The organism is Planctomycetota bacterium (assembly GCA_016125255.1).
GTDB lineage: Bacteria > Planctomycetota > Phycisphaerae > Phycisphaerales > Zrk34 > RI-421.
Map to the genome: position 1 here is coordinate 25,530 of WGMD01000006.1, position 11,688 is coordinate 37,217.

10 protein-coding genes are annotated in these 11,688 nt (G+C 65.1%); all 10 read left to right on the top strand.

What is annotated here, in order from left to right:
• The first annotated feature begins 12 nt into the window (after window positions 1-12).
• Window positions 13-1,302: a UDP-N-acetylglucosamine 1-carboxyvinyltransferase gene (gene murA, locus GC162_06855; protein MBI1368358.1), complete on the top strand. Its 1,290-nt coding sequence runs from the start codon at window positions 13-15 to the stop codon at window positions 1,300-1,302.
• A 12-nt stretch (window positions 1,303-1,314) separates the two neighbouring features.
• Complete coding sequence (locus tag GC162_06860) at window positions 1,315-1,539, top strand: Trm112 family protein (protein MBI1368359.1); 225 nt, start codon at window positions 1,315-1,317, stop codon at window positions 1,537-1,539.
• A gap of 151 nt (window positions 1,540-1,690) precedes the next feature.
• On the top strand, window positions 1,691-2,572 hold the full coding sequence (locus tag GC162_06865; protein ID MBI1368360.1) for a PEP-CTERM sorting domain-containing protein: 882 nt from the start codon (window positions 1,691-1,693) through the stop codon (window positions 2,570-2,572).
• A gap of 135 nt (window positions 2,573-2,707) precedes the next feature.
• Window positions 2,708-3,331, top strand: a complete 624-nt coding sequence (locus GC162_06870) for a hypothetical protein (protein ID MBI1368361.1) — start codon at window positions 2,708-2,710, stop codon at window positions 3,329-3,331.
• 104 nt (window positions 3,332-3,435) lie between these two features.
• The gene (locus tag GC162_06875; GenBank protein MBI1368362.1) at window positions 3,436-4,014 is read left to right on the top strand and encodes a sigma-70 family RNA polymerase sigma factor; all 579 of its coding nucleotides are present in this window, start codon (window positions 3,436-3,438) and stop codon (window positions 4,012-4,014) included.
• Window positions 4,007-5,590, top strand: coding sequence for a hypothetical protein (locus tag GC162_06880; GenBank protein ID MBI1368363.1), 1,584 nt, complete (start codon window positions 4,007-4,009; stop codon window positions 5,588-5,590). Before GC162_06875 ends, GC162_06880 begins: the two co-directional genes overlap by 8 nt.
• Window position 5,591: 1 nt before the next feature.
• A complete protein-coding gene (locus GC162_06885; protein ID MBI1368364.1) occupies window positions 5,592-6,383 on the top strand; it encodes a hypothetical protein in 792 nt (263 codons plus the stop codon).
• A 24-nt stretch (window positions 6,384-6,407) separates the two neighbouring features.
• Window positions 6,408-7,832, top strand: coding sequence for a hypothetical protein (locus tag GC162_06890; GenBank protein ID MBI1368365.1), 1,425 nt, complete (start codon window positions 6,408-6,410; stop codon window positions 7,830-7,832).
• Window positions 7,833-7,859: 27 nt separating this feature from the next.
• Window positions 7,860-10,322: a DUF1592 domain-containing protein gene (locus tag GC162_06895; GenBank protein ID MBI1368366.1), complete on the top strand. Its 2,463-nt coding sequence runs from the start codon at window positions 7,860-7,862 to the stop codon at window positions 10,320-10,322.
• A gap of 26 nt (window positions 10,323-10,348) precedes the next feature.
• Entirely contained in the window at window positions 10,349-11,635 is a 1,287-nt protein-coding gene (locus tag GC162_06900) for a DUF1552 domain-containing protein (protein ID MBI1368367.1), read from the top strand.
• Window positions 11,636-11,688: the final 53 nt, after the last annotated feature.

Genomic DNA, 11,688 nt, shown 5'->3' on the forward strand with positions numbered 1-11,688 from the left:
ACTCTCACAAGCATGGACGCTTTCGTGATTCAAGGTGGTCGCCGGCTCAAGGGCACGGTGCGTGTGTCGGGCGCGAAGAATGCGGCGTTGCCGTTGATGGCGGCGGCGCTGCTGGCGGAAGGGCCGTGCGTGCTGCATGGCGTGCCGCACCTGTCGGACATCGATAACATGGCCAACCTCCTGCGCGAGCTTGGCTGCACGGTCGAACATGCCGAAAACGGCACGATGAAGCTCGAGGTCGTCGACGAACTCAACTCGCACGCCCGTTACGAGGTCGTCCGCACGATGCGGGCGAGCGTCTGCGTGCTCGGCCCCCTGCTCGGCAAACGACATAACGCCCTGATCTCCATGCCCGGCGGCTGCGCCATCGGCGACCGTCCCATCGACATCCACCTCCGCGGCCTCCGCCAGCTCAACGTCGATATCGACCTTGAGGAAGGCGGCAACGTCCACGCCAAAACCCGCAAGCTGCGCGGATCGAAAATCTTCCTCGGCGGGCCGTTCGGGTCCACCGTGCTGGGCACGATCAATGTGATGTGCGCCGCTTCGCTGGCCGACGGCACGACGGTGATCGAGTCGGCGGCGTGCGAGCCGGAAGTCGTCGATGTGGCGGACTTCCTCAATGCGATGGGCGCGCACATCAGCGGGGCCGGCACGCCGCGCATGACCATTGAAGGCGTCAAAACCCTGCGCGGCACGGAGCACCGCGTCATCGCCGACCGCATCGAGGCGGGCACGCTCCTGATGACCGCGGCGATCACCAACGGCGATGTCAAAGTCGAAAACTGCCCGATCGACGCGCTGGGCGCGGCGGTCGATTGCCTTGCCAACATCGGCGTGGGCGTCGATGTCGTCGACAAGAACGCCGACCTGATGCGGGCGACCGTCGCCGTCTCGTCCGCACGCCGGCTCGAACCGGTCATGGTCACGACCCAACCCCACCCCGGGTTCCCGACCGACCTTCAGGCCCAGCTCATGGCCCTGCTCACACTCGCCGACGGCAACTCGATCATCACCGAAAAAATCTACCCCGAGCGCTTTCTGCACGTCGCCGAGCTGGCCCGCATGGGCGCGAACCTTTACCGGCAAGGCCCGACCGTCATGGTCAGCGGGGTCAAACGGCTCATCGGCGCCCCGGTGATGGCGAGCGATCTGCGCGCCTCGGCCGGGCTCGTCATGGCCGGTCTCGCCGCCAAGGGCACGACCAAAGTCAACCGCGTGTACCACCTGGACCGCGGGTACGAGCAGCTCGACAGGAAGCTGCAAGCCCTCGGCGCGGAAATCGAACGGGTGAAAGAGTAGAATCGACCCACCATGACCGCCCCACTCGATGCCGAACTGCTCCGGATTCTTGTCTGTCCCGTCACGCGCTCGCCGTTGCGCCCTGAAGGCGACGAATTGGTCGCATCGATCGGCGGCCTGCGCTACCCGGTTCGCGACGGTATCCCGGTCCTTCTGCCCGACGAAGCGACCCTCCCCGCCGGGTTCGCCAATCTGGCCGCGTTCAAGCGTCAGTTCGCCGCCGAGATCCCCGACTGACACGCCGGCGAAGATTCGCGGATTTTCCATGTACAGTCGCAACCCCCGCCCGTGCAATAAGTGACGAGAAGCATGACGCGCCATGACTGAATGCAACTGCATCTTTCGGTGTGACATGGGGTTATTCGCCGCGTTCGCAAGGAGATGAAACGTGTCGAAAAATGATGAAAGCGGTCAACGCGGGCGATTGCGCCTCGTGGCCGGCGCGTGGGCGATGATCGTATCGCTTGCGATGCCGAGTCTGACGCGGGCATCGATCGTGCTGCACTGGACCTTTGACGAAGCCGCCAGCGGCACGACCAACGCCCTCAATTCCGCCGGCAACGGCACGATCAATGGCGTCTTCAACAGCACTTCGACCCGCTCCACCAACACCCCCAACAGCGCCTCCACCGCCAGCTTCAATACCAGCGGCGGATCGACGAGCTATCTCGTCGCCACCGACCCGTCAGGCACGCAGCCCATCGACGATGTTGACAACCTGACGAAATTCACCATCGCCCTCTGGTTCAATCCTCAGTCCGCGATCGCCGCCAACAAGCGACTCATCGCCAAGAACGACCTGTCGCCGAACACCAGCGGCTTCGACTGGCTGTTCAGCAATTCCTCCGGCGGTTTGACGATCTCCGTCAACGGCACCTCCATCGCCAGTTCCGCCAACGCCGCCGTCGATCTGAATGTATGGCACTTCATGGTCGTCACCTACGACGGCTCCTTGACCACCAATAACGTCAAGTTCTACACCGGCGCCGTCGCCAGCGCCGTCGCACAGCTCGGCTCCACCCGGACGCTCAACAAGGGCGCGGTCGCCGACAATGACGATGAACTGCGCCTCGGCGGCACGCAGCGCTCGAGCACCGCGACGCCCGATGCGCTTTTTGACGATGTGCGCATTTACAACACCGTCCTGGACCTCACCGCCCTTGAAACGATCCGGCAGGAGGGCATCACGGCCCCCGTCAGTGCTCCCGAGCCGACCAGTCTGGCCCTTCTGGGAATCGGCGTCGCGGCGATCGCGCGGCGGCGGCGATGAACGATATTAAGAAGAGGCGAATTTCCCTAGTTTCCTTTTAATTTGAGGTAGAACATGAGTCGAATCCGTCGCATGATGTTGGTGATCGTCGCAATCGCGGCGATCTTGGTTGTCTCCCAAAATGCTCCCGCGGCGATGATCGCTTCCTGGAGCGTCACGACGACCAATCCGCCTTCGCCGGTCGTGGGCACGACCGCGACGCACGTATCCACCGCCGAGCTCGCCCGCAGTGCCGCATTGACCGCCAACAGCTCCGGCAGCACGTACAGTTCCAGCGGATGGGCCACCGCCCCCGGCGCGACGCCCGCCGTCGACGTCAACTATGTCGCCTTCCGATTCACAGTCGAAGCCGGATACACCGCGAGCATCACCCAGTTCGACTTCCGCGCCCGCTCCGCCACCAACGGACCGGGCACGATGGGCTTCTACGTCAGCGCCGACAACTACGCATCCCCCTTGTTCACCCTGGCGATGACCGCCACTGACACCAACTACTCCAAGTCGCTGTCGCTGACCGGCCTGACGGGCATCGTCGAGTTCCGATTCATCGAAATCGGCAACCTGCAACAGGACCAGACCACGCCCGGCACGGCCACCGGCGCCGGCACGTTCCGCGTCTCCAACGTCAGCGGATCCAGCGCCACCCCGATGGTCTTCACCGGTACGGTGAGCGCCATCCCCGTCCCCACGCCGCTGGCCCTGCCCGGCGGATTGGCGCTGATGGCCTTCGGCTCCGCGGCCGGACGTCGGCGACGCTGAGACACGCAGAACGATGGATCGAGAGAATCCAGGCGGCGGGGAGACTGAAGTCTCCCCGCCTTGTCATACGGGCTGATTTCTTCATCGAGATTTCCGCGCCGCCGATGTACAGTTGTCACGGCCCCGCGTGCAACAATGACCGGAGACTTCTCTTGGCAATCGACGGCACCATTCTCGTCCGCTCCCTGGCCCAGCTTCGGCCCAATATCCTCGCCTACATTGTCTCCATCATCGGCGACGCCCACCTTGCCGAGGATGTCCTTCAGGACGTGTTCGTCTCCGCCTATCAGAAGCGCGACACGATCGAGAACGCGGCCCATCTGGCCAACTGGCTCCGCGTCGCCGCCCGGCATTTGGCGCTCAACGCCCTCCGCGACCGCAAGTCCGATCCGCACTTTTCCTCCGACATTCTCGACCTGCTCGATCCGCACTGGGAGCCCTTCGACGCCGGCGCGGGCAGCGACACGGTGCACGCGCTTCACGAATGCATCGAAAAGCTTTCGCCCTACAGCCGCCAGCTCGTGTCGCTGCGTTACACGCAGGGGCTTTCGGGCAAGCGTCTCGCGTCGCACCTGGGCAAGGAGCTCAACACGGTCTACGTCGCCCTGACGCGCATTCACCGCGCCTTGGCTGAGTGCATCTCCCGCCGCCTGGCGCGCGAAGCGGAGGGCCGCCATGACTGACCGCGCCCGGGCACAGCATGTGATCCTCCGCTGCGATGACGAAGCGATGGTCGCGCTGGCGCTGGGCTACGTCGACAACATGCTCAGCATCGATCAGCTTGATGACCTTCGCCGGCGGCTGACATCGAGCGCCGAAGCACGCAATGTATTCGTCGCTCTGTGCGTGCAGTCGCATCAGATGGCGGACGTGAGCGCGCCGGTCGAGGTGCTGCCGGGCGAGACGGTCGAAATTCCGCCGGTGGTTCGGCCCATCGCCTCGCATCGTCACTGGGCCGGTTGGGCTGCGGCGATGGCGATCGCGGCGGCGATTGTGCTGATGTTCATGCTCGCTCCCGTCTCGCCGCACGCTGCGAGGCATCCTTCGACGGCTTTGACCGATCAGCCGGCAGGCCCCTTTGTCGCGACGCTGACGAACGCCGTCGACGCGGTGTACGAGAGCGCCGACGCGTCGATCCCGCTGGGCGAACAACTGGCCGAGCGGCCGATCCGACTGCGCTCCGGCAGCGTGCAGCTCATGTACGGTTCGACGGCCGTGGTCGATCTCGTCGGCCCGTGCGAATTTGAAATGACCGGGCCGAACCGCGGGCGACTGACGCGCGGGCGGCTCGAAGCGTACGTGCCCGACCGGGCGCATGGGTTCGCGGTCGATCTGCCCGGCGGGGCGCGCGTCATCGATCTGGGCACGCGCTTCACCATCGATGCCACCGCGGCCGAGCGCGCCTTCGTCGTCGTGCATGAAGGCAAGGTCGACGTGATCGGCCCCGAAGCGACGGTCAGCGGCGCGGAGCCGGTGCGGATGCGCCTCGTCGCCGGTCAGTCGGCCCAATGCGATCTGCGGACGGGCCTGCCGACGATCGCCGCACTGCCCGCCGTGCCCGCCGATCTGGACCACACGCATCCCTGGCTGATTCAGCACTCCGGCGCGGCCGATCCGCGCACCGAAGGATGGATCAGCACGTCGAATCTCGACGCGGGCCTCGTCGCGCCGGTGACCGACGATCCCGCCGGACCCGCATGGCTCGTGTATGACAACAACCGCCGCAACGACGCCAATCGCGGCTCCATGCCCTCGCGCCCGAGCTATCGCATGGACCTGCCCAAGGCGATGCATGGGTCGGTGATGGAGCAGGCGTGGGTGCTTGAAGCGGTGGTGAGCGTCGACGCCGACGGCGCTTCGCCGCCCAACGGTTCGCGCGTCATCAACTTCGTCGGCCCCGACACGCGCGACGACCCCGATGGCGGCCGCGAGTTCTGGCTCGATCTCGGCGCCACGCCCGACGACCGTCTCATCGTCGATTCCCGCAACGATCACGCCTCCTTCGTCTCCGATCACGCCGGCTATCACCGCCTGCGCCTCGTCTACGACCCCGCGTCGCGCACCGCCGCACTGTACATCGACGGCTCCCTGACGCCCGTCTACCGCGACGACCCCGGCTCCGTCAAACCCACGCGCGGCGACCTGGCCGGCTGCTTCGTCCGCTTCGGATCCACCAGCACCCCCGACACCGGCGCCGCACGATACCGCTTCGTCGGCTTCGCCCTCTTGGGCGCCAACCCCACCGGGAAACACAACTGATATGCAACGACGCTCCTTCCAATTCGGCTTTACGCTCGTCGAACTGCTCGTCGTCACGTCGATCATCATGGTGCTCATCGCCATCCTGCTTCCCGCCCTCAAGTCCGCGCGCTACGCCGCCAATCTCACTCTCTGCGCCGCACGGCAGCGTCAAGTCGTGCAGGCCGGCCTCGTCTATGCGACAGACAACAACACGGTCTTCCCCCCCACCGTCCCGACCTATAAGCACAACAACGGACCCGACACGCTCTCCAATCCCTACTACATCAATTACCACGGCGACGATAATCTCGGCCGCTACCCCGCCATCAGCAAGTACATCGGCTCGACCCTCAACGATGCCGAAGTGCTCATGTGCCCGATGATCCCCAGCCGTCCCGCCGATCTGAATCCGCGCTACTGGAACAGCCGCACGCACTTCCTCAAGTCGTCGTTCGGCATCTGGTGGAGCTGGTGGGGCTACAAGAACCAGGGATGGACCGGCCCGATGTCGCTTTCGAGCACGTCGAAGCTCCTTACGACCGACATGCTCTACTGGACCGGCCACCAGTTCCACGAACTGCGCTTCAATCACCCGATACCGATGACCGGCTACGAGAACTCCGAAGACTATGAAAGCTTCTGGATCGACGGCGGCGTGACCGCGCTCGTCGATGTCAAACCCACCATGACCCTCAACGCCGGCTATGTCGATGGTCACGTCGAACTGATGCGCTTCAGCGACACGGACCAGAAAACCATCGACGGCGAACCAGCGGGCACTTCGCAGTATGCGATCCCCAAAATTCGCTGACGCGCCGATCAAGATGAGAGAACCATGCACCGATTGATCCCCGCTGTTGTGATGTTGTTGTTCACCGCCGCCCTTCGGGCCGGTGCGCCCGCGCCGGCGCCGATTGCGCCGCCCGGGGATTTGAAGGCCGAGCCGATCGCGCCGACGGCGGTGAAGCTCATGTGGGCGAAGCCCGCGGCGGAGGTGCGCGGGGTTCAGATCGAGCGCCTGCTCGAAGGCGAAACCAAATGGCGCGCCGTCGCCGAACTGCCCGTCGAGGTGACGACCTACGAGAGCGTCGGCCTGCTGGGCGGCGTGCGGTGCGAACATCGCATCAGCTCGATCGACGATCACGGCAAAGCCGGCGAGCCGGCGGCGTTCCCGACGGTGACGACGACGCAGCCGGGCGACACGGACTTCGGCACGGTCTTCACCGACCCGGTGCCGGGCTTTGAGCGGGCGAGCGAAGGCGACATGATCGACCTGCGCGACGGATCGCTCCTGTTCGCGTACGGACAGTGGCCGACGTATTCGGATGACGCGCAAGGCGTGCGGCTGGGCATGCGGCGATCGACCGACGGCGGCAAGACATGGACCGAACCCGTCGCGCTCATGAGCGATCCGAAATATGACCTGTATCACCCGTCGCTGGCGCGGCTCGGCAATGGCGAACTGGGGCTGAGCTACACGAAGCGCCTGCCCGCCGAGCCACGGCAGCAGAAAGGCGAGAAGGCCTTTCGATGGTCGAGCGACGAAGGCAAGACGTGGTCCGACGAAGTGCTCATCTCCGACGGCGACTGGCAGTTCTATCAGACCAGCGCGGTCGATCGCCTGCTCGTCACAAGCAGCGGGCGTCTCGTTCATCCCGTCTCCCGCCGGCGGATTCAGAGCAAGCCGTATCTGATCGGCACGTTGATCTACACGAGCGACGATCACGGCCGCACATGGCAGCGCCGCACGCCGGACCCGATCGAAGAAAAGCGCCGCGGCATGTTTCACGAAGCCGACGTCGTCGAATATGCGCCAGGCAAACTGCTGATGCTCGGGCGGACGATGGCGGGGCGCTTCTACGAATCGCGGTCGGAGGATAACGGCGATTCATGGTCCGAAGGCGTGCCGTCGAACATTCCCTCGGCCGTCGCTCCGCCCAAGCTCTTGCGCGATCCGGCGGACGGGTCGATCCTGCTGGTGTGGAACCCGTATGTCGGCGGCGGCGATACGCATGCACTGGGGCCGCGGCTGATCCTGGGCATGTGGCGGAGCCGCGACGGCGGACGCACATGGAGCGGGTATCGTCAGCTTGTCTACAAACCCGACCTCATCACCACCGCCCGCAACGGCTACACCGGCTTCTGCTACGCCTCGGGCCTCTTCGTCGGCGACACGCTTCACCTGACGTTCACCGACTACTTCGCCACCGACCCGAAGGTCATCCGCATCCGCTACCTGCCCATGCACGTTGATCCCTGATCGACGCGCCCCGCCCGCGAGATTGTCATGCCCTTTCGTTGTTCGTTGATGTTGCTGCTCATTGGCGCGCTGGGCGTGTCGCCGCTTCTTGCTGCGCCGCCGGGGGATCATGCGAACATCGCGCCGCTGGTTCGCCCGTTTCTCGAAGATCACTGCACGGAGTGTCATGAATCGCCGCACCCCAAGGCGGGGCTCGATCTGACGGCCCTGAGCGGGAACCTCGCCGACCGCACCGCGCTGGACACATGGATCAAAATCTACGACAAGACATCGACCGGCCAGATGCCCCCGGCCAAACGCCCGCGCCCCGAGCCGCAAGCGCTCGCCGCATTCACCACTTCGCTCAACGCCGCCCTGTATGACGCCTCCCGCCGATCGCAGCAGACCGACGGCCGCGTCGTGCTCCGCCGCCTCAATCGCGTCGAATTCCAGAATACGCTGCGCGAATTGCTCGGCGTGTACGTGCCGATGCATGACGATCTGCCGCCGGACGGCGTCGCCGACGGATTCGACAATGTGGCGGCGGGCAACGACGTGTCCGGGTCGCACATGGTCAGCTACATGAACGTCATCGACGCTTCGCTCGCGCTGGCGATCGAACGCAAAAAGAATCAGACCGTGCATCAGCACGAGCTGGCCGGCCCGTACGCCCGCGATCGCTGGGGTGCGTCCGTCGGCAAGGATGTCACCATCGTCGGCGACGCGGCGATCATCTACTCCAATCGCCCCGACCATCGCACCTTTCGCACCTTCCGCGCTGAGACGCCCGGCCGCTACCGCCTCCGCATCGCCGCCGCCGCCGTCAACTCGGACGCCCCGCTCGTGCTGGCGATTCATCATCAGCTCGCCGCGCACACCGTCCCCTCGCATGTCGTCGACTTCCGCGACATCCCGCCCGGCGCCCCGCGGATCATCACCTTTGACATCGACCTCGATGAGCACGAGTCGCTGTCATTCTTCGCTTCGCACCTGCCGCTCTCCGACGCTTTCATCAAAGCCCAGGGCGATGCGCCGCTGGATCAGACCAAGGCCCCGGGCATCAAGGTCGACTGGTTCGATTTCGAGGGCCCGCTCGGCGAGACCTGGCCCACGCGCTCGCACCGTTTGCTCTTCGGCGACCTGCCCGTCGTGACGGGCAGGATTCGCGAGGCCATCCGCAAGCATCGTGACTGGCCCGCCATCGGCGATGATGAACCCGCCGAGGCGTACTCGCCCGATCCGGCCGCGGATGCGGATCGCCTGTTGCTCGCCTTCGCGCAGCGTGCGTTCCGCCGGCCGGTGCCGCGCGACGAGATCGCGCCGCTGCTGGACATCGTGCGCGACCGACTCGCGCAGGGTTACGAATTCAACGACGCCATGCGTCTGGGCTTCAAAGCCATCCTCTGCTCGCCGCAGTGCCTGTACCTGCTGGAAATGCCCGGCAAACTCGACGATTTCGCCCTGGCGTCGCGCCTTTCGTATTTCCTTTGGAGCGCGATGCCCGATGACGAACTGCTGCGGCTCGCCGCCGCCGGCAAGCTCCACGACCCGGACGTGCTCGATGCGCAGGTCGATCGCCTCCTCGCCGACCCGCGCGCCGAGACCTTCACGCAGAATTTCGTCGGTCAATGGCTCAACCTGCGCGACTTCGACGCCACGACGCCCGATGCGAAACTCTACCCCGAGTTCGACGATGAGCTGCACTGGTCCATGCCCCGCGAAACATTCGGCTTCTTCGATCATCTTCTGCATCACGACCTGAGCGTCGTCAACTTCGTCCGCTCCGATTTCCTTTTCATCAACGAACGCCTCGCCCGGCACTACCAGATTGACGGCGTCAGCGGCATGGAGCTGCGGGCCGTGCCCAATCCGCCCAGCTCCCACCGACAGGGTCTCATGACCCAGGCCGCGATTCTCAAAGTCACCGCCAACGGCACCGTGACGTCGCCCGTCCAGCGCGGCAAATTCCTGCTCGACAATCTGCTGGGCACGCCCCCCAATCCGCCCCCGCCCAGCGTCGGCGCCATCGACCCCGACACGCGCGGCTCCACAACCATTCGTCAGCAGCTCGACAAGCACCGCGCCGATCCGTCCTGCGCCGCGTGCCATCGCACGATCGATCCGCCCGGCTTCGCGCTCGAAGCGTACGACGTGATCGGCGGGTTTCGCACGTGGTACCGCGCGTCCGACAAGACCGACGCCGGCCGCGCCGAGGTTTACCCAGGCGGGCCCCGCGCATGGAAAGGCCCGCCCGTCGATGCCGCCGGCGTCACACCTGATGGCAAGCCCTTCGACGGTTATGACGAACTGTCCAACCTGCTGATGGCGGACCGGGAGCAGGTCGTCCGCGCGATCACCGAGCGGCTGATCACCTACGCCACCGGCGCCGGCGTCCAGTTCGCCGACCGCGAGGTGATCGACCGGATCGTCGCCGACGCGGACAAACACGATGATCGCCTGCGCACGCTGATTCATCAGATCGTCCGCAGCCGCATGTTCCTGGAAAAATGACGCGCCCCGCGCGATGGGAGTCCCTTATGAATCCGCTCAGACGCATCGCACTTTCCCGTCGGACATTTCTGCGCGGCTGCGGCGTGAGTCTGGCGTTGCCGCTGTTGGACGCCATGATCCCCGCCGCCGCGCGCGGGGCGGACCTTGCCGCGACGCCCAAGCGCCTCGTCTTCGTGGGTCGCAATCTGGGATTGCATCCGCCGTTTTTGTTTCCCAAGGAGACCGGCCGCGACTACACGCCGACGCCGTACCTGAAGCTGCTCGCCGATCACCGCAGGGACATGACGATCTTCTCGGGGCTGTCGCATCCGAACTACCCCGCCGGTCACAGCGGCGACATCGCCCTGCTCACCGGCGCGCCCTTTGACGCCATCCGCAATCCGCGCAATCTGCACAACACCATCTCCGCCGACCAGGTCGCCGCGGAAGTCGTCGGCGACAAGACGCGGTTCACGAACATGGCGCTGGGCGGATGGACGCTTTCATGGTCGCGCAACGGCACGCGACTCCCCGCCGACGGGCGCGTCGACCGGGTGTTCCGCGATCTGTTCATCGATGGAAAGCCCGACGAGGTGCAGCGGGCGGTGCGCGATCTGCGCGACGGGCGCAGCATCATGGACACGCTCGGCGACGAAACCCGCTCGCTCCAGCGCCGCGTCGGCCCGGCGGACCGCGACAAGCTCGACCGCTACTTCACCGCCGTGCGCGAAGCGGAACTGCGGTTGGCGCAGAACGAAGTCTGGGCGTCGAAGCCCAAGCCGAAGGTCGACATGAAGCCGCCCAAGTACCTCTCCGATGAAAAGTACCTCATCGAGAAGTCGAAGATGTGGTACGACGTGATGCACCTGGCGCTGGCGATCGACTCGACGCGCATCATCACACTCTGGCTCGGCCAGAACGGGTCCGTCCAACTGCCCGGCGAAAAGGCGCCGACATCACTGACGCATCATGAACTCTCGCACCACGGCCAGGACCCCGCCAAGATCGAGGAACTGTCGCGCATCGAAGCTCAGGAAGTCATGGCCTTCGACGACTTCCTCACCAAGCTCAAGGGCTCGGGCGAATCCGCCGGTTCGCTGCTGGACCATACGCAGGTCTTCTTCGGCTCCAACCTCTCCAACGCCAATTCGCACTCCAACCAGAACCTGCCGATCCTGCTGGCCGGCGGCGGATACAAGCATGGGCAGCACGTGGCTTTCGACAAGGACAACAACACGCCCTTGTGCAACCTTTATTTGTCCATGCTCCAGAAATTCGGCGTCGAAACCGACGCCTTCGGCACCAGCAGCGGCAATCTGAATCAGATCGCCTGATCCTGATTTTGATGGGCTAATTTGTCCGCCCGCGCGACAACACATCAGTAGCC

Bases quoted from the DNA above. Each gene is read 5' to 3' on its own strand.
- murA (MBI1368358.1), top strand. From the start codon at position 13: ATGGACGCTTTCGTGATTCAAGGTGGTCGCCGGCTCAAGGGCACGGTG.
- GC162_06860 (MBI1368359.1), top strand. From the start codon at position 1,315: ATGACCGCCCCACTCGATGCCGAACTGCTCCGGATTCTTGTCTGTCCC.
- GC162_06870 (MBI1368361.1), top strand. From the start codon at position 2,708: ATGATCGCTTCCTGGAGCGTCACGACGACCAATCCGCCTTCGCCGGTC.
- GC162_06875 (MBI1368362.1), top strand. From the start codon at position 3,436: ATGTACAGTTGTCACGGCCCCGCGTGCAACAATGACCGGAGACTTCTC.
- GC162_06880 (MBI1368363.1), top strand. From the start codon at position 4,007: ATGACTGACCGCGCCCGGGCACAGCATGTGATCCTCCGCTGCGATGAC.
- GC162_06885 (MBI1368364.1), top strand. From the start codon at position 5,592: ATGCAACGACGCTCCTTCCAATTCGGCTTTACGCTCGTCGAACTGCTC.
- GC162_06890 (MBI1368365.1), top strand. From the start codon at position 6,408: ATGCACCGATTGATCCCCGCTGTTGTGATGTTGTTGTTCACCGCCGCC.
- GC162_06895 (MBI1368366.1), top strand. From the start codon at position 7,860: ATGCCCTTTCGTTGTTCGTTGATGTTGCTGCTCATTGGCGCGCTGGGC.
- GC162_06900 (MBI1368367.1), top strand. From the start codon at position 10,349: ATGAATCCGCTCAGACGCATCGCACTTTCCCGTCGGACATTTCTGCGC.